Annotated in this window: 23 protein-coding genes; 5 read left to right on the top strand and 18 right to left on the bottom strand. The window is 65.2% G+C overall.

What is annotated here, in order from left to right; all coding sequences use genetic code 11:
* Window positions 1-68 precede the first annotated feature (68 nt).
* The 12 genes from DFS13_RS09175 to DFS13_RS09230 all read right to left on the bottom strand — a co-directional run bounded on the left by DFS13_RS09175 (window position 69) and on the right by DFS13_RS09230 (window position 15,208).
* Entirely contained in the window at window positions 69-1,703 is a 1,635-nt protein-coding gene (locus tag DFS13_RS09175) for an ABC transporter ATP-binding protein (RefSeq protein ID WP_111441664.1), read from the bottom strand.
* Complete coding sequence (locus tag DFS13_RS09180; protein ID WP_006491079.1) at window positions 1,703-2,806, bottom strand: ABC transporter permease; 1,104 nt, start codon at window positions 2,804-2,806, stop codon at window positions 1,703-1,705. Before DFS13_RS09180 ends, DFS13_RS09175 begins: the two co-directional genes overlap by 1 nt.
* Window positions 2,760-3,812 (bottom strand): microcin C ABC transporter permease YejB, encoded by a 1,053-nt coding sequence (locus tag DFS13_RS09185; RefSeq protein ID WP_034201748.1) that lies wholly within the window; start codon window positions 3,810-3,812, stop codon window positions 2,760-2,762. Before DFS13_RS09185 ends, DFS13_RS09180 begins: the two co-directional genes overlap by 47 nt.
* A gap of 12 nt (window positions 3,813-3,824) precedes the next feature.
* Window positions 3,825-5,699, bottom strand: a complete 1,875-nt coding sequence (locus tag DFS13_RS09190) for an extracellular solute-binding protein (protein WP_060264970.1) — start codon at window positions 5,697-5,699, stop codon at window positions 3,825-3,827.
* 240 nt (window positions 5,700-5,939) lie between these two features.
* Entirely contained in the window at window positions 5,940-8,765 is a 2,826-nt protein-coding gene (locus DFS13_RS09195; RefSeq protein WP_034178613.1) for a TonB-dependent receptor, read from the bottom strand.
* A gap of 351 nt (window positions 8,766-9,116) precedes the next feature.
* Window positions 9,117-9,692 (bottom strand): helix-turn-helix domain-containing protein, encoded by a 576-nt coding sequence (locus DFS13_RS09200; protein WP_006491080.1) that lies wholly within the window; start codon window positions 9,690-9,692, stop codon window positions 9,117-9,119.
* A gap of 302 nt (window positions 9,693-9,994) precedes the next feature.
* On the bottom strand, window positions 9,995-11,185 hold the full coding sequence (locus tag DFS13_RS09205) for a tetratricopeptide repeat protein (RefSeq protein WP_034201746.1): 1,191 nt from the start codon (window positions 11,183-11,185) through the stop codon (window positions 9,995-9,997).
* 16 nt (window positions 11,186-11,201) lie between these two features.
* Window positions 11,202-11,633 (bottom strand): biopolymer transporter ExbD, encoded by a 432-nt coding sequence (locus DFS13_RS09210; RefSeq protein WP_034201745.1) that lies wholly within the window; start codon window positions 11,631-11,633, stop codon window positions 11,202-11,204.
* Window positions 11,634-11,731: 98 nt separating this feature from the next.
* On the bottom strand, window positions 11,732-12,154 hold the full coding sequence (locus DFS13_RS09215; protein ID WP_011549764.1) for a biopolymer transporter ExbD: 423 nt from the start codon (window positions 12,152-12,154) through the stop codon (window positions 11,732-11,734).
* A gap of 20 nt (window positions 12,155-12,174) precedes the next feature.
* Entirely contained in the window at window positions 12,175-13,080 is a 906-nt protein-coding gene (locus tag DFS13_RS09220; RefSeq protein ID WP_006497223.1) for a MotA/TolQ/ExbB proton channel family protein, read from the bottom strand.
* A gap of 86 nt (window positions 13,081-13,166) precedes the next feature.
* Window positions 13,167-13,868 (bottom strand): energy transducer TonB, encoded by a 702-nt coding sequence (locus tag DFS13_RS09225; protein WP_006481523.1) that lies wholly within the window; start codon window positions 13,866-13,868, stop codon window positions 13,167-13,169.
* A gap of 851 nt (window positions 13,869-14,719) precedes the next feature.
* On the bottom strand, window positions 14,720-15,208 hold the full coding sequence (locus DFS13_RS09230; RefSeq protein WP_059723782.1) for an aminoacyl-tRNA deacylase: 489 nt from the start codon (window positions 15,206-15,208) through the stop codon (window positions 14,720-14,722).
* Window positions 15,209-15,665: 457 nt separating this feature from the next.
* Here DFS13_RS09230 and DFS13_RS09235 point away from each other — a divergent pair, with 457 nt between their 5' ends.
* A complete protein-coding gene (locus tag DFS13_RS09235) occupies window positions 15,666-15,959 on the top strand; it encodes a YciI-like protein (RefSeq protein ID WP_006481522.1) in 294 nt (97 codons plus the stop codon).
* A 7-nt stretch (window positions 15,960-15,966) separates the two neighbouring features.
* Here DFS13_RS09235 and corA read toward each other — a convergent pair whose 3' ends face one another.
* Complete coding sequence (gene corA, locus DFS13_RS09240) at window positions 15,967-16,944, bottom strand: magnesium/cobalt transporter CorA (protein WP_006475972.1); 978 nt, start codon at window positions 16,942-16,944, stop codon at window positions 15,967-15,969.
* A 200-nt stretch (window positions 16,945-17,144) separates the two neighbouring features.
* Between corA and cydX the strand changes: the two genes are divergently transcribed.
* Together cydX and DFS13_RS09250 are read left to right on the top strand one after the other, a co-directional pair.
* Window positions 17,145-17,291: a cytochrome bd-I oxidase subunit CydX gene (cydX, locus tag DFS13_RS09245; protein WP_006481521.1), complete on the top strand. Its 147-nt coding sequence runs from the start codon at window positions 17,145-17,147 to the stop codon at window positions 17,289-17,291.
* Entirely contained in the window at window positions 17,288-17,905 is a 618-nt protein-coding gene (locus tag DFS13_RS09250; RefSeq protein ID WP_006497221.1) for an ATP-binding protein, read from the top strand. The genes cydX and DFS13_RS09250 overlap by 4 nt, the downstream gene beginning before the upstream one ends.
* 117 nt (window positions 17,906-18,022) lie before the next feature.
* On the opposite strand, the gene DFS13_RS09255 is transcribed toward DFS13_RS09250, so the two are convergent.
* Both DFS13_RS09255 and DFS13_RS09260 read right to left on the bottom strand, forming a co-directional pair.
* Window positions 18,023-19,123, bottom strand: coding sequence for a saccharopine dehydrogenase family protein (locus tag DFS13_RS09255; protein WP_006481527.1), 1,101 nt, complete (start codon window positions 19,121-19,123; stop codon window positions 18,023-18,025).
* Between the two features lie 497 nt (window positions 19,124-19,620).
* A complete protein-coding gene (locus DFS13_RS09260; protein WP_006481526.1) occupies window positions 19,621-20,085 on the bottom strand; it encodes an Lrp/AsnC family transcriptional regulator in 465 nt (154 codons plus the stop codon).
* Window positions 20,086-20,335: 250 nt separating this feature from the next.
* On the opposite strand from DFS13_RS09260, the gene DFS13_RS09265 reads away from it, so the two are divergent.
* Together DFS13_RS09265 and DFS13_RS09270 are read left to right on the top strand one after the other, a co-directional pair.
* Window positions 20,336-20,899: a Spy/CpxP family protein refolding chaperone gene (locus tag DFS13_RS09265; protein ID WP_034201743.1), complete on the top strand. Its 564-nt coding sequence runs from the start codon at window positions 20,336-20,338 to the stop codon at window positions 20,897-20,899.
* A gap of 135 nt (window positions 20,900-21,034) precedes the next feature.
* Window positions 21,035-21,466 carry a PGDYG domain-containing protein gene (locus DFS13_RS09270; RefSeq protein ID WP_006491182.1) on the top strand — a complete coding sequence of 144 codons (432 nt, stop codon included), beginning with the start codon at window positions 21,035-21,037 and terminating at the stop codon, window positions 21,464-21,466.
* A gap of 33 nt (window positions 21,467-21,499) precedes the next feature.
* Here the strand turns inward: DFS13_RS09270 and DFS13_RS09275 are convergent, their stop codons facing one another.
* From DFS13_RS09275 to DFS13_RS09285, 3 genes are read right to left on the bottom strand one after another with little or no spacing between them, the layout of a single operon-like run.
* Window positions 21,500-21,862 carry a DUF3022 domain-containing protein gene (locus DFS13_RS09275; protein ID WP_111441716.1) on the bottom strand — a complete coding sequence of 121 codons (363 nt, stop codon included), beginning with the start codon at window positions 21,860-21,862 and terminating at the stop codon, window positions 21,500-21,502.
* 14 nt (window positions 21,863-21,876) lie between these two features.
* On the bottom strand, window positions 21,877-22,665 hold the full coding sequence (locus DFS13_RS09280) for a YhfC family intramembrane metalloprotease (protein ID WP_111441665.1): 789 nt from the start codon (window positions 22,663-22,665) through the stop codon (window positions 21,877-21,879).
* 55 nt (window positions 22,666-22,720) lie between these two features.
* Window positions 22,721-23,764, bottom strand: coding sequence for a LacI family DNA-binding transcriptional regulator (locus DFS13_RS09285; protein ID WP_006497217.1), 1,044 nt, complete (start codon window positions 23,762-23,764; stop codon window positions 22,721-22,723).
* Between the last annotated feature and the right edge of the window lie 264 nt (window positions 23,765-24,028).

Below are 24,028 nucleotides of genomic sequence, written 5' to 3' on the forward strand. Positions count from 1 at the left end.
AAACGGCATCACCGTCGGCGCCGCCGCACGGCGTGTGGGCGGCCTGGGCGTACTTCGCCCGGTTCACGTCAATCATCGGTTCTCTCTTGTGTGCCGCGCACCGGAGCCAGCATCGACGACGCGAGCAGCGCGCGTGTATACGGATGGGACGGCGCATGCAGCACGTCGAGCGTATCGCCCTCCTCGACCACCCGCCCCGCCTTCATCACCACGACCCGGTGGGCCATTGCACGCATCACCGCGAGATCGTGCGTGATGAACAGGTAGCTCAGCTTGTACTTCTTTTGCAGATTCGTCAGCAGATTCAGCACCTGCTTCTGGATCGACACGTCGAGCGCGCTCGTCGGCTCGTCCAGTACCAGCAGCTCCGGCTCCACCGCCAGCGCGCGCGCGATCGCGATGCGCTGGCGCTGGCCGCCGGAAAATTCGTGCGGATAGCGAAGCATCGCTTCGGCCGGCAGGCCGACCTCCTGCAGCAGCGCGGCGACCCGCGCGCGCCGCGCGGCGCCGGCTACCTGCGGCCGGTGCACGGCGAGCCCCTCGCCGACGATCTGCTCGACCGTCATGCGCGGCGACAGCGAGCCGAACGGATCCTGGAACACGACCTGCATCCTGCCGTACAGCGCGCGCCTGCCGCCCGTCGTCCGCAGCGCGTCCAGCGGCATGCCGTCGATTTCGATCGAGCCCGCGGCCGGCCGCTGCAGGCCGAGCACCGTCGCCGCGAGCGTCGATTTCCCCGAGCCCGATTCGCCGACGATTCCCAGCGTTTCGCCGCGCCTCAGGTTCAACTTCACATCGTGCACGGCGCGGAACGTCGTCTTGCCGAGCACCGCGCTCCAGCCCTTCGCCGCGACGCGGTAATCGACGGCGAGGTCCTGCACGTCGAGAATCGTCTGCGCGCCGGCCGCGACCGGCTCGACGTCCCGCTGCGGGGCGCTGTCGAGCAGCCGGCGCGTATAGGCGTGCCGCGGCGCGGAGAACAGCGCGTCGGTCGTGTTCGTCTCCACGAGCACGCCCTGCTCCATCACGGCCACGCGCTGCGCAAAACGCCGCACGAGATTCAGGTCGTGCGTGATCAGCAGCACGGCCATCCCGCGCGCGGCGGCCTCCTGCTCCTGCAGATCGATCAGCAGATCGACGATCTGCTGGCGCACCGTCACGTCGAGCGCCGTCGTCGGCTCGTCGGCCAGCAATAGCCGCGGCCGGCATGCCAGCGCCATCGCGATCATCGCGCGCTGCCGCTGCCCACCCGACAACTGATGCGGAAAGCTGTCAATGCGCCGTTCCGGCTCCGGAATCCCGGTGCGCCGCAGCAACGCGATCCCCCGCTCCCGCGCATCGCCCGGCCGCAGCCCCTCGTGCAGCCGCAGGCTCTCGGCGATCTGCTTGCCGATCGTATACAGCGGATTCAGCGCCGTCATCGGTTCCTGGAACACCATCGCGATGTCGGCGCCGCGAATCCCGCGCATCTGCCGTTCGGTCTTCGCGAGCAGGTCCTTACCGTCGAACAGCATCCGTCCCGACAGCGTCGCCTGCTGCGCGAGGCGCAGGATCGACAGCGCCGTCACGCTCTTGCCCGACCCCGATTCGCCGACGAGCGCCACCCGCTCGCCGCGGCCGACCGACAGGTTCAGGTCCTGCACGGCCGCCTTCGTACCGAAGCGCGCCGAAAACCCGTCGATCTGAAGCAACGCATTCGCCATCATCGCTCCCCGCCGAATGCCGAGCCGCGCGAGCGCGTGTCGAGTGCGTTGCGCAGCGCGTCGCCCATGAAGGTCAGCAGCAGCAGCGTGATGACGAGCGCCGCGAACGCGGAGATCGAGATCCACCACGCGTCGAGGTAGTTCTTGCCTTCCTGCAGCAGTTCGCCGAGGCTCGGCGTCGGCGGCTGCACGCCGAGGCCAAGGAAGTCGAGGCTCGTCAGCGACAAGATCGCCGCGCTCATCCGGAACGGCAGGAACGTGATCACCGGCGTCAGGCTGTTCGGCAGCACGTGCCGCCACATGATCTGCCAGTTCGACAGCCCCATCGTGCGTGCGGCCTTCACGTAGTCGAGCGCGCGGTTGCGCAGGAACTCCGCGCGCACGTAATCAGACAGCACGAGCCAGCCGAACATCGACAGCAAGATGAACAGCAACCACAGCGAAGGCGTGAAGATCGATGCGAAGATGATCAACAGGTACAGGTCCGGCAACGCACTCCATATCTCGATCAGGCGCTGCCCGATCAGGTCGGTGCGGCCGCCGTAGAAGCCCTGCAGCGCGCCGGTCAGCACGCCTACCAGCACCCCTGACACGGTCAGCGCGAACGCCATCAGCACCGACAGCCGGAACCCGTACAGCAGTCGCGCGAACACGTCCCGCCCGAACTGGTCGGTGCCGAGCCAGTTGCTCGCCGACGGCGGCGCGGGATACGGCCGCGATGCGAAATAGTCGATCGTGTCGTAGCGGTAGCGATTCGGCGGATAGATCGCGAAATTGCCGCTTGCCTCGATCTTCGCGCGAATGTACGGGTCGAGATAGTTGGTCTTCGCCGGAAAGTCGCCGCCGAACTCGGTCTCCGGATAGTCCTTCACAATCGGAAAGTAATAGTGCCCGTCGTAGCGCACGAGCAGCGGCCGATCGTTGGACAGACCGTCGGCACACAGGCTGAGCACGAACAGCGTCGCGAAGATCGCGAGGCTTGCATAGCCGAGCGGCTGCGCACGAAAGCGCTGCCACGTGCGCCGCCACGGCGACGGCGACGGCGCGCACGCTGGATCAGTGGTCCAGGCGGCTGAACTGGATACGGGGGTCGACGAGGACATAGCAGATATCCGCGATAAGCTTGGTCAGCAGACCGATCAGGGTGAACAGGAACAGCGAGCCGAGCACGACCGGATAGTCGCGGCGGATCACCGAGTCGTACGACAGTTGCCCCATCCCGTCGAGCGAGAACAGCGTCTCGATCAGCAGGTTGCCGTTCAGGAATGCCCCGACGAACGCGGCCGGCAACCCGGTGAGCAGCGGGATCGCCGCATTGCGCAGCACGTGCTTCCACAGCACGTCGCGCTCCGGCGCCCCTTTCGCGCGCGCGGTCAGCACGTATTGCCGGCCGATTTCGTCGAGGAACGTGTTCTTCGTCAGGATCGTGACGATCGCGAAATTGCCGATCACCGACGCGGTGACCGGCATCACCATGTGCCACAGATAGTCGAGCGTCTGGCCGATCAGCGTCAGGTCGTCGAAGTTGTCCGACGTGAGCCCGCGCATTGGGAATACCTGCCAGAACGTGCCGCCGCCGAACAGCATCAGCAGCAGCACGCCGAGCACGAAGCCCGGCACGGCGTAGCCGGTCAGCACCAGCACGCTCGTCACGGTGTCGAACCGCGAACCGTTGCGCACCGCCTTCGCGATGCCGAGCGGCACCGACACGAGATACGTGAGGATCACCGTCCAAAGCCCGAGCGTGATCGACACCGGCAGCTTCGAGCGGATTACCGCCCACACGCTGCGGTGCGCGAAGTAGGACTGGCCGAGGTCGAACGTCGCATAGCTTTTCAGCATCAGCACGTAGCGTTCGAGCGGCGGCTTGTCGAAGCCGAACTGCTTGCGGATCTGCTCGATCTGCTGCGGGTCGACACCCTGGCTGCCGTGGTAGCCGCCCCCGCCTCCGCTCGCCTCCCCGCCGCGTGTGCTGCCGTGGCGCAATTGCGCGAGCACCTGCTCGACCGGGCCGCCCGGCACGAACTGCGTGACGGCGAACGTGATCGTCACGACGCCGATCAGCGTCGGGACCATCAACAGCAGGCGCCTGAGTATGTATGCCAGCATGGTTGTTCTCCGTCAGGCCGCCGGAGCGGGTTGGACCGCCGGCCGCTTCCCGTACCAGTAGTCGACGATCCAGTCCTCGTACTGATAGGAAGCCGGCACGACCGCCGGATGGCCGAGCGTCGTCTTGTACGCGATCCGCGCGTTCGGCATGTAGTACTGCGGGACCAGTACGTACAGGTTGATCAGCACGCGATCAAGGGCGTGCGTGGCCGTCTCGAGATCGTCGAGCGTATTCGCCGCGAGCGCCGCGCGGATCAGCGCATCGACGGCCTTCGACTTCACGCCCGGATAGTTCTCCGAGCCGGGCTGCGACGCGGCCTCGCTGCCGAAACGGCGTGTCAGCTCCGCGCCGGGGATCGTCACCGGCGGGTAGATATACGTCGTCATGTCGTACTCGAAATTGTCGAGCCGCTTCTGGTAGAGCGCACTGTCGATCTCGTGCAGGTACGCATGGATGCCGAGCGTCGCGAGCGCTTGCGTGTACGGCAGGATCAGGCGATCCATGCCGGGCTGGTCGTCGATGATCTCGATCGTCATCGGCGTGCCGTTCGCGTCGCGCAGCGCGCCGTCGCGATAGTGCCAGCCGGCCTGCGCGAGCAAGTCGCGCGCTTGCCTGAGGTTCGCGCGCAGCGAGCCCGGCGGCAGCGTCGACGGCTGCTTGACCATCGGCCCGAACACCTCCGGCGGCAGCGTCGAGCGGTACGGTTCGAGCAGCGCGAGTTCTTTCGCGCTCGGCATGCCGGACGCGGCGAACGGGCTCGCGTCCCAGAAGCTGTTGGTGCGGCGGTACTGTCCGTAGAACATCATCCGGCTCATCCAGTCGAAGTCGAACGCCAGCGCGAGCGCATGCCGCACGCGCACGTCCTGGAACATCGGTTTGCGCAGGTTCATCAGGAAGCCCTGCATCTGCGCGGGGCCGTCCGGGAATTCCCCCTTCTTCAGCATGCCGTTGCTGAAATTCTTGCCGACGTACTTGCGCGCCCACTGCGTCGAGCTGTACTCCATCCGCGCGTCGACATCGCCGGCCTTGAACGCCTCGAGCGCCGTGTACTGGTCGAGGTACAGCTTGAACGACACGCGCGTGAAACGGAACATCCCGCGCCGCGACGGCAGATTCGCTGCCCAGTAGTGCGGGTTGCGCACGTACGCGATCTGCTTGTCGTTCCTGCGCTGCTCGATCAGGTACGCGCCGCTCGCGATCGGCGGCTCGTTCGCGATCTGGTCGAACGCCGGCCGCGTACCGTCCGCGCGCTGCCCCCACTTCGGCGAGAACACCGGCAGGTCGCCTGCGATCAGCGCGGCGTCGCGCTCCGCGTGCTTGAATTCGAAGCGGATCGTGTGGCTGTCGACGACCACTGCGCGCTTGATGATCGAGAACTGCGCGTTGTAGAGCGGCGATACCTGCGGGCTCGTCAGCGTATCGAACGAATACTTGACGTCAGCCGCGGTGATTGCGTCGCCGTTCGAAAAGCGCGCGGCCGGATTGATGTGGAACGTGGCCGAGAGCCCGTCGGGCGCCACCTCGACGTCGTCGGCGATCAGCGCGTATTCGGACGCGAGTTCATCCCAGCTGCGCTGCATCAGCGTGTCGAACATCAGGTTCTTGATGTCCGGCGCGGGCGAGCCGCGGGTCAGAAACGGGTTCAGCGAGTCGTAGCTCTGTGCTTCGTCGTAGTTTTCGAAGTTGAGCGTGCCGTCATTCGGCGCGTCGGGATCGGCATAATCGAAATGCGTAAAATTGGCCAGGTACTTGGGCTGGTCGTATTGCGCGATCGCCGACACCGCGAGCGCCGCACGTGGCATGGCGCTACCCGACACGAGCAGCACGGCGCACGCGAACAGCGCCGCGCGCGGCACGCCTGCCCATCGCCATTTCAACAGTTTCATGGTCGGTCTGTCCGAAAGCGTGCGGGCGCGATGCCTGCCCGCGGTAGATTCCTGTGCAGGATGCCGGGTGCCACCTGGATCCCACTGGTTGTTCGTGCTGGAAACGATCCTGCAAACTGCATCGCCGCATGTCCCGGTTGAGGGCCGCCGTGGCGCCAGGCGAAAAAGGGCCGCTCCAAAAAATGGGGAGGTGGACGTGGAGCGGCCGGTCTAAAACCTGTCAGCGCATCGCAATCGCCATCAGAACTTGTAGGTCGCGCCCACCTGCGCGAATCGACCGACATACGTGTACAGCGACGTGTCGTAGCCCGTTTGGTAGCTCGCGTTCATATAAACCGGGTCGAACGGCGGCGCACGATTGAAGATGTTGTCGATGCCCGCGTAGATCGTCCAGTGCTTGAAGCCGGTGTAGCTGACCATCAGGTTGAACTGACTGTACGAAGCCACGCTGTCCTGCATGTTCGGATATTGGCCCGGCGACAGGATGGCCTGGCTGTACGGCCCCGTGAACATCCACGTCAACGTCGCGTTCCATTGGTTGTGGTAGTTCCAGTTCAGACTCGTGTTGCCCTTCCAGCGCGGGAAACTGCCGCCGAACGGCTCGTTCAGCGACCCGTTGTTGCCCGCGAAGTCGGTCGACTCTCCGCCCACCGGCATCTTGAAGTGCCACACGTAGGCCCAGTCACCCGACAGCGTGAAAGTGCCGATCTTGGTCGACACCGATTGGCGGAAGGTGGTCTCGAAGCCATCCGTATCGAGCGACGAGAGGTTCATATATGGCAGCAGCACATATGCGATCGTGCCGTTCGGGTTACGGATCACCTTCGACGGATCATTCTGGTCGATCACCGTCTGGATGTCTTCCGTGCCAATCACGTTGTCGATGTGGATCTTGTACCAGTCGAAGCCGAAATCGGTATTGCGGGTGGGCGACAGCTGGAAGCCGATGTTGTAGTTCTTGGTCCGCTCCGGCTGCAGCTTGCTGTTACCGGTCTGCACTTCCTCAACGAGGTTGTATGCGTTCGGGTTGTTAGGATCGTTCGAATCGACCGCGCCCTGCGCGCCGTAGGTCCTCGACGAGGTATTTTCGATCAGCGTCGGTGCGCGGAAGCCACGGTTGTACGAACCGTACATCGTCAGCTCGCGGATCGGCTGGAAGCGCAACGCGAAGCGCGGCGAAAACGCTCCGCCGAAGTCACTGTAGTGGTCGTAGCGCCCCGACTGGCTGAACGTCAAGTTCTTCAGGATAGGAATGTCGATCTGGTAGTAGACCGCCGCGACGTTGCGCTCGCCGTTGACCGATTGCAGCGACGGCTGGATGAGCGTGCCGTTCGCGTAGTCCGCGCCCGTACCGATGTACTGGCTCTGGTGCGTGAATTGCGTACCGAGACCCAGGCCGACGTTGCCCGTGGGCAACGTAAACAGGTTCGGCGTAGACAGCGTCGCGTCGACAGCGTCGAGCTTCGTGATGGCCTGTGTCGACGTGCTTCCGTACAACCCGTTCAACCCGTTCGGGGTCGACGATGGATCGGCGAAGTTGAACACGCCGTTCTGGACAATATTTTCCAGTGCGGCCGCGTTGATCAGGTTCGAATAGTTGTTCGAAACCGTGTTCTGCGAATGCGTGTAGGACGCTGTCCAATCCCAATCACCCACGCGTGGCGTGCTGAACGAGCCTTTCACACCCGTCGCGGCACGCCAGAAGTTGGAGCTCGTATGCACGGCCTGCGTGGCCGGGAATGCGTAGACCAGCTTGGCCGGCACGCCAAACGGGTTATACGGGTTGCTGCCCGGCACCAGGTTCGAAATCGGGGTGAGACCGCCCGTCGCCGGATCATAGGTCTGCGTGCTGTTGCCGAGGCGGCCGACGAAGTTGTTCGTGACCGTCGTATTGTTGCTTTCCCAGAGATCGGCGAACGCCTGCATCGCGTCGGTGATCTTGAAGTCGGCATGCACCTTCGCGCTCAGGCGTTCAGTCCACGGCGACAGCGACGATGCGTACGCGGTGTTGTTTGCGCAGACCGTGCCGGGACCGTTGACCTGCGCAACCGAGGTGCCCGGCACGGCCTGGCCTCCGTTCGGACACGGGCTCAGCGGCACCTTCGCGCCGGTGGCCGGATTGCGCCAGTACGATACGCTCTGGTTCGACAGGCCGCCCGGGAAATTGGAGAAGTTCTGGTTCTGCGTCGTGTCGCGATCGGCGATCGAGATGCCGTTCGACTTGTAGTAGCTAAGCGCGGCGGTCACGTTGAAACGGTCGGCGTTCAGGTCGCCGAAGCCGCCCAGGATGCTGAACTTCGTCGTGCCCTGGCCGCCTTCGCCGTTCGTCGCACCACCGTAGCTGCCCCCCAATTCGAGACCCTGAAAATTTTTCTTCGTGATGATGTTCACCACGCCCGCGATTGCGTCGGAACCATACTGAGACACCGCGCCTGTCTTGACAATTTCGATACGGTCGATGATGTTGAGCGGCAGCGTGTTCAGGTCGAAGAACTGATCGCTGCCATTCACTGCGAACGCATACGGCGACACCCGCATGCCGTCGATCAGCACCAGCGTGTATTTCTCGCTAAGACCGCGCAGCGCGATACCTGCGCCGCCCGGTGCGAAGCTGTTCGTCGAACCTTCGCTCCAGCTACTTGCCGAGTTCGCCGAGGTGCTGCGCAGGTAGTCAGCGACGCTGGTCTGACCGCTGTTCTCGATGTCCTTGCTCGTGACGGTCTGAACCTGGTTGAAGCCCACCTTGTCGGCCTGCCGGATCAGCGAACCCGTCACTTCGAACCGCTTGATCTGCGTGACCTTGCCCTGTCCGTTGGCGCCGGGCGCGGCAGGCGTCGCCTCGGCTGCCGCACCGGATGCCGAGGCACCCGTGGCAGCGACAGCGCGCGCCGCACCGTCCGCCTGTGCAACGGTCATGGGGGCGCCGTTCGCGACCGCATCCGCAATCGATGTGGCGCCCGGCGCCGGCTGGCTCTGGGCGAACGCCGGCGGCACCAGCGCGGCCGTCAGCGCCAGTTCCGCCCAGACCATCCTCTTGATGGCCAACGCCAAAACTCTCTGCTTCATCTTCTTCCCTCTCGCTCGTAGTAAGACCCCGTCTGCTGCGCGCCGGTACCTTGTGAATTCCTTGCGTGTCCTGGGTTCCCGTGTAACGGAACCCGCGATAGCCACTCTTCCGACTGCCATGACTCGAACGGATCGGCCTCGGGTCACCCGTGCCACTCGGCATCACCGTCTTTCCATATTTAATTCGTCATACTTACTACATGTAATGAACGCACTTTCTGCTGCTTCCGATTCGATGGATGACGAGTCCAGCCCTGCGGCAACGAAACTGTTCGCGCGACGTACTACGTGCTGCCGTCCATCGGCCGGGTAATTCTCTGGCATCGCGGCGTGCGGCATCTGCCGCCTCCGCTAGAACAGCCTCGGCGTGCCGACCCAGACGATCACCGCCTCTTCATCGGCCGTGTTGTGCCATGCATGCGGCGTCGTCGATTCGTAGTGCGCGGTATCGCCCTCGTTCAGCGTGAACGTGCAATCCTCGAGCGTCAGTGCGACCTGCCCGCGCATCACATAGACGAACTCCTCGCCCGCGTGTGTCGTTATCTCGGACGGCGACTGCCCCGTCGGCATCCTGACGAGAATCGCGTCGAGCTTGCGACCATCCACCAGGTTCGTCAGCCTGGCGAACAGGCTGGCCGAGTTCGCGAACTGGAAATACTGCATCGCGTTCCTGCGGCACACCGAACGCGCTTCCGTCGGCGTGTCGATGAAGTACTGCATCGTCACGCCCAGCGCTTGCGCGATCCGGACCAGTGACGTGATCGACGGCGTCGCGCGCCCACGCTCTACCTGAGACAGGAACGGCTTCGAAATGCCCGCGATCCCGGCCGTCTCGTCAAGCGTGAGCTTCAGGCGCTGGCGCAGCGCCCGGATCTTGTTGCCTAGCGATACCGCGACCAGAACCGACTCATCAGGGGGCACAGTCATGGAAGTGCGGAGCCTCGCAGTCGAAACCGGTTTGATGTCGGCGATCCTTGGCCGATGCGATGACGCGACCGGCACGACGTGATACCCGGCCGCGCACTGCCGCTGCGTGCAGCCGGCGCGCGGTGCGGCTCGGTGCCGCCGCCCCATGGCCGGACGACCTTTGCATATTTCATTCGGTTTACTAATTAACAAAATTGCCCCTCTTTCTCTTCATGCCTGACCGTCAAGCACTTGTATTTCCGCCGCGTCACGCTGCTTGTCGATCGCGTGCGCGTCACACGCCGTCGCGCTCTTGCGTTGCGCTACCGCGACGCGACGACCATCCAGAGCTTCGCCAGATCCCCCGATCCGTCGGCGCCTTTCACCGTCCGCAGCACCTGGACCGCATGCGCCTTCTGGCCCGCCACGTAGTACGCCTCGCCGAGCCGCAGCCGCGCCACATCGGGATGCTCGAGCCCGCCCTTCGCGATCACCTGCTCCATCATCGACAGTCCCTGCGCCGCGTGGCCCGCGAACACCAGATTCATGCCGGCGTCGATCGGCGCCACCGGATCGGCAGCGTCCGCGCCCGACTGCGCGCGCTTGTCGGCCAGCGCCCGCAGTCGTTTCTCTCGGTCCGCCTGCGCATCCTTGCCCAGCACGCCGGACGCGAACCCCTGGTCGATTACCTGCCTGCCTTCGGCCGGCGTGCCCGCCACCAGCGCGAGCTGCGTCATCTCCATAAAGGCGTCGGCCGTCGTCAGCGCGCCCGTCGCCCTGCGCAACCGGTAGATGTCGAGGTCGAGCGACGACAGGTAACCGGGGCTGCCGCGAATCGCCGAGACCATTTCCTCCCAGTACGCGGGGCTCGGGTGATAAGCCACCAGCATGGCGAGCGCGCTGCGATAGGCGCGGGCATCCTTGCTCTTTTGCGCGCAGGTCGCCAGCATCTGCAACTGCCCTTCGTCCGGTGCGTGGCCGGCCTTCACCTGTGCGTCCGCGCTTGCCTTCAACTGGCTCACGACCTGGCCGCAATCGTTCGACAGGTAATACGACTGCGTAAGCAGCGTGCGCATTTCCGGGTCCGTGCCGCCCGCCTTCAGGTAGCGCTGCGCGATGCGGATCGCCTGCGGATAGTTCTTCTGCTGGAAGTAGATTCCCGCGAGCGCCGCCGTCGTCCGCTGCTCGTCCTCGCCCGACAGGCGCCCCGAGTTCAGGACGGTTTCGTAGGCCTGCGCGGCCACGCCGGTATCGCCGGCCGCCATCGCCGCCGCGCCGCGCGTCGCCTCCACCATGTAGGTTTCATACGGCGTGCGATTGGGCACGGCGGCCGCCTGCGCGATCTTGCCGAGCGCGTCGCGATACTTGTGGGCGCGATACAGGTCCTGCGCCGCCGCCAGCGGCTTCGCCACATCGGGCCGCAACGCGTCGGCCGCCCACGCCGGTCGGCCGAGCGCGCAGGCCGCACCGAGCGCCGTCAGCGCCACCATCCGTTTCCATCGTCGCTGGTTCATCGGTTGGCCTGCCTCGTCATTGCATGAACTGCTCGTTGCCGACCAGGCCGATCTTCGTCGCGCCCACGCGCTGCGCGGACGCCAGGACGGCGGCCACGTCCTTGTACGGCGCCAGCTTGTTCGGCCGCAGATGGATCTCCGCCTGCACGGGCTCGTGCGCGACTTCCGTCAGCTTCGCCTCGAGTGCCGCGCGATCCGGCACCGGAGCGCCGTCCCACGTCGTCGTGCCGTCGAAGTCGATGTCGATCTGCACGACTTCCGGCGGTGCGGCGGGTGGCGGCGGGTTCCCCACCGGCAGGTCCATCTTCACCGAATGCATCTGGATCGGGATCGTGATGATCAGCATGATCAGCAGCACCAGCATCACGTCGATCAGCGGCGTGGTGTTGATGTCGACCATCACGTCCGGCTCGCTGCTGCTCCCGCCCGAAGGCACGTTCATTCCCATCATCTGCTCCTGTCGATCTGAGTTAGCGCTTTAGCGCTTACTCAGATCCCTGCTCCACCATCAATCAGAACCGGCGCGTGTGCCGCCCCCATGCGCCGCTAACCACCACGCGCCGGCGGTTCCGTGATGAACGACACCTTCGCGATACCCGCCCGCTCGCACATCGTGATGACCCGGCCGATGAACTCGTAGCGCGTGTTCTGGTCGCCCCGCACGTGCACGCTCGGCTGTGGCTGCTGCTGCGACACACCTTTCAGCTTCGCGAGCAACGTCGATGCGTCCACCAATTGCTCACCCCAGAAGAAATCGCCGTCGCGGTTCACCGCGATCTCGACGCTCTTTGGCGTGGTCTGCAGCGGCTGCACGACCTCCTTCGGCAACTGCAGCTGGATCGTGTGCGTGACGACCGGAATCGTGATCAGGAAGATGATCAGCAACACCAGCATCACGTCGACGAGCGGCGTCGTGTTGATGTTCGCGATCACCTCGTCGCTTTCGTCCTGTCCGACGTTCATGCCCATCGCGCGCCTCCGTCAGCCGGTCAGTTCACGAGCGACGCGGCGGGCGACGGCACGCGAGCGGGACGCTTGCTGCCAGCCAGCAGCACGGTATGCAGCTGGGCGCCGAAGTTGCGGACCCGCTCCATCACCGACTTGTTGCGCCGGACCAGGAAGTTGTAGCCGAGTACGGCCGGCACCGCGACCGCCAGGCCGATCGCCGTCATGATGAGCGCCTCGCCCACCGGGCCCGCGACCTTGTCGATCGACGCCTGGCCCGCGATCCCGATCGCCGTCAGCGCGTGATAGATCCCCCAGACCGTGCCGAACAGCCCGACGAACGGCGCGGTCGAGCCGACCGTCGCGAGGAACGCGAGCCCGTCCTGCATGCGGTTCGACACGTTCGTGATCGAGCGCTCGACGGACACGTCGATCCACGTGTTGCGGTCCACGGCTTCGAGCAGCGCCTCGTCGTGATGCTCGCCCGCCTCGATCGCCGTTTCTGCGATGAAGCGGAACGGCGACGCCTCGTCGAGCAGCTTCGCGCCCTCGGCCAGCGACGGCGCGCTCCAGAGCTGCGCGTCGGCGAGTTTCGCACGGCGGTTCGCGCGCAACTGTTCGACGAACTTCGTGATCATGATGTACCAGCTGCCCATCGACATGATCACGAGCAGGATCAGCACGAAGCGCGCGACGAAGTCGCCGTTCTTCCAGAGCGCGCCGAGCCCATACGGATTCTCGACCGCTTCGGTCGTGGCCGGCGCCGGCGGTGGGGCCGGCTCGGCGGCAGCGGGCGCCTGCGTCGGCGCCGCGGCCGGCGTCGACGCGTCGGATGTCGCCGCGGTTCCGCTTGCTTGCGCGTAAGTGAGTTGCGGTGCAACGAGCCCGTCGATTGCGGCGACGGACATCAACAGGCTTGCCGCCAGCGCGGCCAGAGAACGCTTCGTCATACCCCACTCCAATTCTTTCGTTGAACTTACGATTTAGGTTCAAGCCGGTTTTCACCGGTCCGGCTCCCGCCGGACCGCCCACTGCATCAATTCAGGTTGAACGAGAACGGCACCTGCACCCGTACCGCCTGGCCTTGCGCCACGCATTTGAACCGCTTCACGGTGTTGTAGGCCGCACGATCGAGCACGGGGTCGGCCGACTGGGCCACGCGTTCGTTCGTGATGTTTCCTTCCGCATCCACGACGAACTCGATCGTCACGTCACCCGTGATGTTGTTTTCCTGCGCTTCCTTCGGGTACTGCATCGACGCGCGCATCGAGTCCGAATTCGGGCAGACGACACCCACTTCGTGACTGACCGGCTTGGCCGGCGCGGGCGGGGCGACGACCGGCGCCTGTACGGCCGGCGCGGACGGCACCGGTGCCGACTGGTGCGTGATGGTCGCCTGCTGCGGCGGTGCCTGCACCGGCACTTCGGGCGGCGGCACGAACGGCGGCGGCGGCGGCGCGAACTTCGGCGGCGGAAGCTTGACGACCGGCATCGGCGGGGGCGGCGGCGGCTTCACCGGCTCGATGATGCGGGTTTCGATCGGATGCTGGATCACCTGCACGACTTTGGTCGCGAGGCCATTGAGCAATGCGTAGATCAGCACTGCATGCAACAGGAGGACGACTGCGATGCCGCCGAAACGGCGCACCGGATTCTGCTGCTTCTTGCCGAATTCCCGCGGACGGCCCAGCGTGGCCAGTCCGCTGTTCGAAGCAACCAGATGCTCTTCGACTTTCATGCCCACTATCCTTCCCCCAAGCGAATCGCCCAGTTTCGCGATGATGGCCGGCTCCGGAACCGGGTCGGTTCCGTCTCCGTCTCACCCCGAAATTTCATTTTTAATTCAATTGGCAATCCGAATTGAAAACATCGACTTCGGATACCGATTTATTCAATTTCAAGGAATCGTTTCAACCGCAACGGGATAGCCGCCCTATCCGGCGTCCATCCGCACCAGCGTGGTCAGGCAATTGCCAGTCGCGTCGACACAGGCACATTTCTCGTATGACGATTGGATCTTCGTTACACGCTGATGTCAGCCAGGCCGTTCGTCTTGGGTGCAGAAGATAGCAAGGAAAAAATCCGGGCGTCAAACTTTATTTGATACTTGAATACAAAGTTTGGAGGCCTCACTCGAATAACGAGTTAGTAAACTTCGCCAATCATTTCCCATTAATTTAGTAATTTTTTTGTATGGTTATCGCACTAATTCAGTGCCTATCCAAAATAATCACCAATTTAGTGCCAGCACACCGAATCGGTGCACTCCGGAATGAGCAACGCCGGATGCGCTTCATTGTCCGATGCATGAATTGAAGCCGATTGACCGTTTTCATGCAGGCGGGTCCTGTTCAGGAGATATCCGTACGGTCGATCTTCGTTACTTTTAATAGGATTGCAAATCAATATATGGAAACATTCGCCAACCACTCAATCCTCACGATGATCTGCATAACGAACGTATCTTCCGGCGACGGATAAAGCTGGGGGCACGGGAGCCCGCCTCTCTTCACGCACGGGCATCGCCGCCTCACCGAGCCCGGTGGGAAAATGCCCGCGCATGCTTCATCGACACACGACCCGCATCGCTCAGGACAACATCATTCCCTGCATCCGGTGCGAAAAATGCGCGCGCTCGGCCGTCTCCATCAGCATCAGGAATTCGTCCTGCATCATGTGAATCAGCGCTTCATGATCGCCGGCCTCGAAATAGACTTCCGGCTGCTGCGCGAGGCGCTCCTCGAGAAACGTCTTCATCCCGTACGCCATACAGACCGGCGGCAGCGCGCCCATGTCGCAATCCTTGAACAATTCGCGCAACTCGACCTCCCGGGCGAGCACGAGATGGCGCCCCGTCTTCACCCAGAGATCCGACAGGCGCACGGCGTGCGTCGTCGGCAATACAGCCGCGACGTAGCCTTCGGCGTCCTCGAGAAGCACGGTTTTCGCGAGGCGATCGCCGGGAATATGCGCGGCGGCGGCCGTCTCCATGCTCGTATGACTATAGGGGTGGTACACGACTTCGTACCGCGATGACTTCTGGCGCAGGCAATCCTGCAGGGTGGCTGAGACCGGCATGGCGCACCTCGTCTGGGCGAATCGGACGAAAAGGGCGAACGGCGTTCGCTCCCGGTTCGTTCAGCATAGGTCGCATTCCGGGCCAATGGAAATGCCCTCGTGCAGCGCCCGCCCACATGGCCCGGCTCGCTTTCAAGGCCTTCGTCCGCCCTCGCCGGCATGCGGAATCCGGCCCCGGAATACGCTTGGCCGACCCTCATTTCTGCAGGCAGATTTCAGGCAGTGCGAAGGAAAAATGCGGTCGTGCCCGCCAATTTGCCCAGGTTGAGAAACTTGACCGTTAGTTGCGTTTTAAGAAGGACATCGGGATACCGCCCGGGATGCGTCGTTCAAAAAACGAACCCGCGAATGCCCGTCGTCACAACCGGCAAACCCACGCCGCCCACGGCTTTCCCGCTGCCCTATACTGATCCCGCCGCTCACCCTCCCGCGGCAGAAACCGACTCCTGGAGCGATCATGCATTACCAGTTGATCTACGAACTCGTCGACGATTACCTGTCGCGGCGCGAACCGTTCCGCGCCCAGCATCTCGCGCTCGCGCAAGCGGCGACCGAGCGCGGCGAACTGGTGCTCGCCGGTGCGCTGGCGGACCCGGCCGACCAGGCCGTGCTCGTGTTCGAAGGCGATTCGCCGGAAGCGGCCGAATCGTTCGCGCGCGCCGATCCGTACGTGCAGAACGGCCTCGTGAAATCGTGGCGCGTGCGGCCGTGGCGCGTCGTGATCGGCAAGCACGCGCCGCGTCCGGCCTGAAGCCGGACTACAGCCACCCCGCCCGCTTGAAACGCCACCACAGCGCGAGGTCGGCGATGGCCATCACCGCGATGCAGCCGTAGAACCCGTATTTCAGGTGCAGCTCGGGCATGTTCGCGAAGTTCATCCCGTAGATGCCGGCGATCATCGTCGGTATCGCGAACAGCGCGGCGAACGAGCCAAGCCGCTTGGTCACCTCGTTCTCCGCGAGCGAAATCATCCCGAGGTTGACCTGGATCGCCGTGACGACCATCTCGCGACGCCCTTCGATCGTCTTCACGATCCGCTGCAGATGGTCGTACACGTCGCGGAAGTAAGCCGCCATCCCGCTGCAGACCTGCGGCACGCGCCCGCCGGTGAGCTTCGCGAGCGGCTCCATCAGCGGCGCCGTGTGCTGGTACAGCAGCACGAGCCGGCGCTTCAGCGAATAGAGATCCTCGATGATCGCGCGCGACGACGCCGGCGTCGCCTTCGCGAAGATGCGGTCCTCGAGTTCCTCGAGTTCCGCTCCGAGCGTTTCGAGGATCGGGAAATACCGGTCGACGACCTGGTCCATCAACGCGTAGAACACGAACGCCGAACCCTCCCGCAACAAGTGCGGCTCGCGCTCGCAACGCTTGCGCACGTCGCGGAAATCGTGCTCGGTATGGTTGCGGATCGACAGCACGTAATTCGGGCCGACGAACACATTCAATTCACCGACCTTGAATTCGTCGTCCTCGTCGAGTTCGACCGTGTGAAGCACCGCGAACAGCGAATCGCCGTATTCCTCGATCTTCGGCCGCTGATGGCCCTTGCGGGCATCCTCGAGCGCCAGCTCGTGCAAGCCGAACTCCTCGCCCATCAGGTCGATTTCCTCGGGCGTCGGGTCCTTCAGCGCGACCCACACGAAGCATTCGGGCTTCGACACGTAATCGCTGATGGCGTCGATGTCGATATCGGCCAGCTTGCGGCCGTCCTGGTAAGCAGCACAGTTGATCAGCATGGTATTCGTGACGTTGCGGTTTGCGCATCAGTTTACCGGTTTGCTGCACGAACGGCCCGGCTTGCGCGGCACGCCGATATTGGTCATGATCGGGCTGCGTGCGCCGCAGCATGCGCGTCGACGCGCTTCCACAGGCCCGCCGGGCCTGCGTTGCGCGATGCACAACGGCCGTGCGGCCCAATCGTCAAGGAGACAGACCTATGTGGTATTTCTCGTGGATACTCGGCATCGGCGTGGCGCTCGGCTTCGGCATCATCAACGCGATGTGGCTGGAAGCGGAAGTATTCTCGCGCGGCGACAAGCGCAGCGATACGTCGGGCCAGCGGTCGGGGAGCCGGTATTCGTGACGCATCTGGTGTTCTTCTGCGGTCACGCCGGCACCGGCAAGACCACGCTCGCGAAGCGGCTCATCGGGCCGCTGATGCGCGCGACCGGCGAGGCGTTCTGCCTGCTCGACAAGGACACGCTGTACGGCCGCTACAGCGCGGCCGCGATGGGCGCGCTCACGGACGATCCGAACGATCGCGACAGCCCGCTCTATCTGAAACATCTTCGCGATCCCGAATACCAGGGGCTGCTCGACACGGCGCGCGAAAATCTCTCGCTGGGCATCGGCGCGCTCGTCGTCGGCCCGCTGTCGCGTGAAGTGCGCGACCGGCGCATCCTCGATCGCGCGTGGCTCGGCATCGCGCCGGACGTCACGCTGACGGTCGTGTGGGTCCACACGTCGGAAGACGTCGCGCACCAGCGGATCGTCGCGCGCGCCAATCCGAACGATGCGTACAAGCTCGCGCACTGGGACGAATACCGGCAGCGCCGCTTCGTGCCGACCGGCCACGAATGCGACGGCATCGTGATGTTCGACAACACCGCGCCGTCGGACGCGGACGTCGACGCACTGCTGTACCGCATCGTGCCGCCGCCGCAACCGGCGACGATCGTCCCGCCGCTGCCGGCCTGATCGCGCCGCCCGGCACCCTTTCCCTTCCCGCAAAAAACAACGCCGGAAGCGCTGCTGCGCTCCCGGCGTCGTACGGCCCTCGTGCCAGAGGCTGGCGGAATGGTCTGGCAACCGCGGTCAGGCAACCGCGTGCACGCGCTCCATCGTGCCGCCGTCGTACAGCTTGCCGAAGCGGTTCGACAGGAACGCCTTCAGCGACACCTTCTCTTGCGGGATGAAACCGCTCTGCGGCAGCTTCTTTTCGCGGAACAGATCCAGCACCGCGCACATCGCGCCGGCCGTCGTGATCTGGATCGCGCTCATGTGCATCCCGCACACGTCCTTCGCGAAGATCTTGCGGGTGAACACGTCCTGCACCAGCTGGCCGTCCTTCACGCCCGTCACCGTGACGAACACGAGCACGACGTCCTGCTTGGTCGACGGCACCGCGCGGCGCATGATCGACTTCAGCGTGTCGCGATCGGTCGACAGGCGCAGGTCTTCCAGCAGGAACTGAACGAGCTCGCGGTGACCCGGGTAGCGCACCGACTTGTAGTCGAGCGTCTCGACCTTGCCCGACAGCGTTTCGCACAGCGTGCCGAGGCCGCCCGACGTGTTGAACGCTTCGTATTCGGTGCCGTCGAGCGAGAAGTGCTCGAGGCCTTCGAGCGGCTGCACCCACTGCTTGCGGCCGTCGCGGATCGCTTCGCACGGCTGGCAGTACTCGTTGATCAGGCCGTCGACGCTCCACGTCAGGTTGTACTTGAGCGCATTGGTCGGATACTCGGGCAGCGCGCCGACGCGCATCTTCACGTCGCGCACTTCGCTGAAGCCGTTCACGAGCTCGTGCGCGGCGATGCCGATGAAGCCCGGCGCGAGGCCGCACTGCGGCATGAACGCGCGGTCGGAGCCGTCGGCCAGTTCGCGGATCGCGTGGGTCGCACGCACGTCTTCGGTCAGGTCGAAGTAGTGAACGCCGGCAGCCTTCGCGGCGGCGGCCACGTTGACCGCGAGGTAGTAAGGCAGCGCGTTGACGAGCGCATCGAAGCCCTTCACTGCTTCGCGAATCGCATTCGCGTCGGCCGAATCGACCCGTTGCGTCGCAATGCCTTCGCGCGACAGCTTCGCGAGCGCATCCGCATCGCGGTCGAACGCGACGACTTCGTAGTCGCCCGTTTCGCGCAGCATGTGAGCAATGGTGTGGCCGATCAGACCTGCGCCGACGATGGCGATTTTCATGCGCTTATCTCCTGATGATGGGTTTGATGTTGGTGTACGGCGTCGAGCCATGAACACAGTTTAGGGACGCTCAAAATCAGTTCCAAGACGAAGAATGATGCGAAACGACCGATAGTTTCGACGTTATGACGACATATCTGGTCGAAACGACCAAATCATCTAAAAATCGTGTAGCGACGCGATCGCAAACCGGCCGTTGGCGGTTGCATATTGCAAGGACGAAGACGCGGACACACCGCGTGACATCGGGCGCACGAACGGCCCGTGCGTCCGATGCGGCACGTCGGTCGAAGCGGAATACGAACGGAGATTCGGGAGAGACGCGCGCGATGCGCGAAGGGTCGACCACGGTCGCCCGTGCCGATCATGAAGTACAGCAAAGGCCAATACGCATGCGAGCGGACAGGTACCCGACGTCAAGCCGCGCATCCGTGACGCAACGCGCCCCGCGCGATGCAGGGACTTGCACCGTCATGCGCGGCGACGCGCGCAACAGGTCAGCCGCCGATCGTCCCGCGATCGATCTTGCGCGACAGGATGATCGACGTCGTCGTGCGCTCGACGCCTTCGAGCGTGCCGATCTGGTCAAGCAGGTCGTTGAGCCGCTCCGGCGAGTCGGCGCGCAGCCACGCAACGTAGTCGTACTCGCCGCTCACCGCGCACAGCAACTGGACTTCCGGCATCCGGTCGAGCTTGCGCAAGACGTCCTTGCCGAACTTCGGCGTGAGGATGATGCCGACGTACGCATAGATGCTCGCGTCGAGCACGTCCTGCCCGAGTCGCACGCTGTATCCGGCGATCACGTTGGTGCGTTCGAGCCGCGCGATGCGTGCGACGACCGTCGTGCGCGCCACGTCGAGCTGGCGTGCGAGATCGGCGACGCTGGCGCGCGCATCGGCTTGCAGCAGCGCGACGAGTTGCCGGTCGAGATCGTCGAGTTGGTCGAGGCGGGGTGGACGCATGACGCTGGGCCGGCACGCGATGCGCCGGCGGAGTGGAAAGTGACGCGATGATAGCGCCGAACGCCGGCGCACCCAACCGGCATCGCCCGGCGGCGAACCTTTCAATTTCGATTCGTATCGGATGTAAGCAAGTGTCGCATTCCCTGCCGCGCCGCATGCAACGTGCTACTAATAGCGGGCGACGCGAGCGGCGCGCTGGCGGCAATGGCCGCCGCGCCCGCTCGCCAGACACCACCCCGGAGAGCCCACCATGAAGAAAATCTCGCTCACCCTCGCTACGCTCGTCGTTGCAGCCAGCGCATTCGCGCAAACCCCGGCGCAGCCGCAAGCGAGCGCCCAGACGACGGCCACGACGGCCGCCACGCCCGCCGCGGCGTCGGCCCCGAGTGCCGAGCAGCGCGCGGCACGCCACGAAGCGCGCATCGAGCAGCGCATCAAGTACCTGCACGATCAATTGAAGATCACGTCGGCGCAGGAGCCGCAATGGAAGACGTTCGCCGACACGATGCGCGACAACGGCGCAACGATGGGCCGCCTCTACAGCGAACGGATGGCCAAGCACGACGTGTCCGCGCTCGACGACATGAAACAGTACGCGGAACTGTCGCAGGCGAACGCCGACGGCGCGAAGAAGCTCGCCGACGCGTTCGCGCCGCTCTACGAGAGCTTCCCTGCCGAGCAGAAGGCGCTGGCCGACACGACGTTCCGCAGCTGGCTGCACCACGGCGGCGAGCACCGCGGCAAGGGCAAGACGAAGGGCAAGGAAGGCAAGGCCGCCGCCGCGCCGGCCGCGAGCGCACCCGCGCAGCCCTGACGCCCTCCCCACCGGCGCCGTGCCGGCCCGCCCGGGCCGAACGGCGCCGCGTCGCGATCGGCGACCGGCGCGCCACACGGCGCGCCGAATTCGGGATAAGCTCCCGGCTTTCCCGCTTTCCCGCCCTTCCCCGCCATGCTCGAACTCAAGCAACTCGATCTGCGTACCGATCCGCAGGCCCGTCGCGTCGTCAAGGACGAAACCGTCGCCGTGTCGTTCGCGGACGCCGACGGCGAACTGATGAGCCTCGAAGGCCCGAACCGCTATGTCGCGGGCGACGCGTTGATCACCGGCTCGACCGGCGACCGCTGGGTCGTATCGCGCGCGCGCTTCGACGCCAAATACCTGCCCGCCGATCCGGCGCTCGCGCACGGCACGCCGGGCGCCTATCGCAACCGGCCGGCCGTCGTGCTCGCGCGGCGGATGGACGAACCGTTTACGATCGCCCGTTCGGAAAACGGCGACACGCTGCGCGGCGTCGCCGGCGACTGGGTCATGCAATACGCGCCCGGCGACTACGGCGTCGTGCAGGCGCAGCGCTTCGCGCAGGTCTACCGCGACGCGTAATGCACTGCGCCGGCACGAGGCCGGCGCGGTCGCTCACGCAAAGTCTTCGTCGAGTTCGAGTTCCGCGTCGCGCTCGACGGCCTCGCCGGCCGCGTGCCGCTCCTCGAGCGAACCCAGCATCGCTTCCGTATACGCATGCAGCACCGCATGGCTGCGCGCGCGCTGCATCGGCTTGAGCGCCAGGTAGCGCGCGAGCGCGGCCGGCACGATCCGGATGTCGAGCGTCATCCGCTTCGGCATCGCGCCGAACCGCATCGCCAGCCACTGCACGGACAGGAATCGCCCGCGCGCGTCGCTGTTTTCGACAAAGCGCGTCTGCTCCGGAAAGAGATCGCAGATCACGCGCGCGAGCGCGTCGAATTCCGCGCTCTGGCATTCGATCAGATAGTCGTCCATCGCGTCTTCCCCCGTCATGCCGCCGCGCGCGACGGCCGGCACGCCTTCACCAGCACGATCACCAGGATCGCGGCCAGCGCGAAATACGCGGCCTCGACCCACGCGGCCGGCAGCACGCGCACCTGGTACAGCAGCGTCGGCGTCGCCGCGAGCGCATGCAGCACGATCGCGAGCGGCAACACGGCCAGTCGGCCGGCACGCACGCCGCGCCACACCAGCACCGACAACGCCAGTTGCACCGCGAACGCCGCGCAGCGTTCGAGCAGCAACAGCAGGATCGACTGGGCCGACAGCGTCGCGAGCATCATGTGCAGCCGCACCACGGTGTCGACCGGCAGGTCCGACAACTGCGTCTCGAGCTGGCCGCGGCTCGCGAGCCACGCGAGATACGACCACTGGCCCCACACGAGCACGCCGACGAACCACGCTTCGGCACCGCCATGGCCGATTCCGTAGCCGATCCCGCGGCCATCGCCGGCCGATGCGCCATAGCGGCGGTTCAGGACGCGCATCCCGAGATAGCGGCCGACTTCCTCGAATACGGCGGTCGCGAGCGCGCTGTACGCGACGAACGCGAGCGGCTGCGTCAGCCAGCCGTCCTCGGGCGTGTGACTCAGCACGAGCCCGTGGAACGCGCGCTCGAGAATCATCGCGAACAGCGTGAAGACGGCGACGCCGACGATCGTGTCGCGGCGGTTGAGCGCAAGCGGCTTGCGCAGGATGCGGTAGAGGACGAGCGGCAGCAGCGCGATGATCAGCGTGGCGGCGATCAGCGCCGCCAGCGTGACGGGAGCGACAGTCATGGAGTTCCTTGGTTCGAAGCAGCGCGCCTGAAGCGCCGCGTGCCCCGAATGATACTCAGCTTGCGGTCGACGCGCGTGCAATCAGCTCGCCGGGCAGCATCGCGACGCGCACGTCGCCCGCCGCGCCGTCGATCCGCTCGTGCACGAATTCGACGGCCTTGTAGCCGATTTCGTAGGTCGGCTGACGGATCGTCGTGATGCCGATCAGTTCGGCCCATTCCGGGTCGTCGATCGACAGCAGCGCCGCCTTCTGTTGCCACGCGGCGCCGAAGCGCGCGCGCAGGTGGCGCGCGATCGCCAGCGCGACCGGCGCATTCGCGGCGAACAGCGCCGCGCGCACGCCGCGCCGGGCCGCGTCGTCGATGCGGACATCGACGTCGGCGAGCGCCGCCGCGGCCGCGTCGGGTTCGTTCAGGTCGAGCACGACCGTCGGCGGCACCGCCAGCCCGCGCGCGGCCAGCGCCGCGCGGAACGCGGCCTCGCGCACGCGCCGCGAGCTGACCTGCTCGAACGGTTGCACGACGAAGTGGATCGCGTCGAAACCGCGCTCGACCAGGTGCGCGAGCGCCGTCTCGATCGCGTCGGTGTTGTCGAGACCGATCAGGTCGGCCTCGAAGCCCTCGACTGTGCGGTCGACGAGCACGGCCGGAATGCCCGCGCCGCGCAGCGGCCGCAGCACGTCTTCCTCGGCGCCGAGCGCGTTGACGATCAGCCCTTCGACGCGGTAAGTCGTGAGCAACTGCAGGAAGCGGCGCTCCATCTCGACTTCGTTCGCCGCGTGACAGATGAGCGGCATGTAGCCGAGCGCATGGCACGCGGCCTCGACGCCCTGCAGCACTTCGACGGTGTAAGGATTGGTCAGGTCGGCCGCGAGCATGCCGAGCAGCCGGTTGCGGCCGCGCTTGAGCCCGCGCGCCATCTGGTTCGGCCGGTAGTTGAGCCGCGCGATGGCCGCCTCGATCCGCTGGCGCAGATCGACGGACAGCACATGCGTCTCGCCGTTCAGGTAGCGCGAAACGCTGGTCTTGCCCGTGCCGGCCTCGCGCGCGACGTCGCTGATCGTCGCCGGACGCGTCGTGGAAGGTTGCGAATCGGTCACTGTCGTGCCTCGCGACGTACGATCCGCGCCGCTTCGTGAGCAGACGGACCTTTGTTGTTGGAAACGTAAGCCAACCGGCGGCCTTCCCTGTCCCGGCGCGTCGGCGCCTGCGCTGGCCCGGTGCTGCGCGGTCGATCAGCGCCCGCCCATCGCGTGCTACAGCAGTCGGCCGCACCGGACCTGGCGCGGATGCCCGCCGCGCGACGCCGCCGGCCGCGTGGCCGGTCGTCGATGCGACGAGAGCGGGCGATCATAACGCAGCCA

Source organism: Burkholderia sp. 28_3, assembly GCF_003253915.1.
Taxonomy (GTDB): domain Bacteria; phylum Pseudomonadota; class Gammaproteobacteria; order Burkholderiales; family Burkholderiaceae; genus Burkholderia; species Burkholderia cenocepacia.

Coding starts and splice junctions, on each gene's coding strand:
- corA (WP_006475972.1), bottom strand. CDS start 16,944: ATGCTGATCAACTGTGCTGCTTACCAGGACGGCCGCAAGCTGGCCGAT.
- DFS13_RS09260 (WP_006481526.1), bottom strand. CDS start 20,085: ATGCGTCCACCCCGCCTCGACCAACTCGACGATCTCGACCGGCAACTC.
- DFS13_RS09235 (WP_006481522.1), top strand. CDS start 15,666: ATGCATTACCAGTTGATCTACGAACTCGTCGACGATTACCTGTCGCGG.
- DFS13_RS09220 (WP_006497223.1), bottom strand. CDS start 13,080: ATGACGAAGCGTTCTCTGGCCGCGCTGGCGGCAAGCCTGTTGATGTCC.
- DFS13_RS09225 (WP_006481523.1), bottom strand. CDS start 13,868: ATGAAAGTCGAAGAGCATCTGGTTGCTTCGAACAGCGGACTGGCCACG.
- DFS13_RS09175 (WP_111441664.1), bottom strand. CDS start 1,703: ATGGCGAATGCGTTGCTTCAGATCGACGGGTTTTCGGCGCGCTTCGGT.
- DFS13_RS09205 (WP_034201746.1), bottom strand. CDS start 11,185: ATGAACCAGCGACGATGGAAACGGATGGTGGCGCTGACGGCGCTCGGT.
- DFS13_RS09255 (WP_006481527.1), bottom strand. CDS start 19,123: ATGAAAATCGCCATCGTCGGCGCAGGTCTGATCGGCCACACCATTGCT.
- DFS13_RS09185 (WP_034201748.1), bottom strand. CDS start 3,812: ATGCTGGCATACATACTCAGGCGCCTGCTGTTGATGGTCCCGACGCTG.
- cydX (WP_006481521.1), top strand. CDS start 17,145: ATGTGGTATTTCTCGTGGATACTCGGCATCGGCGTGGCGCTCGGCTTC.
- DFS13_RS09200 (WP_006491080.1), bottom strand. CDS start 9,692: ATGACTGTGCCCCCTGATGAGTCGGTTCTGGTCGCGGTATCGCTAGGC.
- DFS13_RS09215 (WP_011549764.1), bottom strand. CDS start 12,154: ATGGGCATGAACGTCGGACAGGACGAAAGCGACGAGGTGATCGCGAAC.
- DFS13_RS09270 (WP_006491182.1), top strand. CDS start 21,035: ATGCTCGAACTCAAGCAACTCGATCTGCGTACCGATCCGCAGGCCCGT.
- DFS13_RS09180 (WP_006491079.1), bottom strand. CDS start 2,806: ATGTCCTCGTCGACCCCCGTATCCAGTTCAGCCGCCTGGACCACTGAT.
- DFS13_RS09190 (WP_060264970.1), bottom strand. CDS start 5,699: ATGAAACTGTTGAAATGGCGATGGGCAGGCGTGCCGCGCGCGGCGCTG.
- DFS13_RS09280 (WP_111441665.1), bottom strand. CDS start 22,665: ATGACTGTCGCTCCCGTCACGCTGGCGGCGCTGATCGCCGCCACGCTG.
- DFS13_RS09275 (WP_111441716.1), bottom strand. CDS start 21,862: ATGGACGACTATCTGATCGAATGCCAGAGCGCGGAATTCGACGCGCTC.
- DFS13_RS09265 (WP_034201743.1), top strand. CDS start 20,336: ATGAAGAAAATCTCGCTCACCCTCGCTACGCTCGTCGTTGCAGCCAGC.
- DFS13_RS09195 (WP_034178613.1), bottom strand. CDS start 8,765: ATGAAGCAGAGAGTTTTGGCGTTGGCCATCAAGAGGATGGTCTGGGCG.
- DFS13_RS09210 (WP_034201745.1), bottom strand. CDS start 11,633: ATGGGAATGAACGTGCCTTCGGGCGGGAGCAGCAGCGAGCCGGACGTG.
- DFS13_RS09230 (WP_059723782.1), bottom strand. CDS start 15,208: ATGCCGGTCTCAGCCACCCTGCAGGATTGCCTGCGCCAGAAGTCATCG.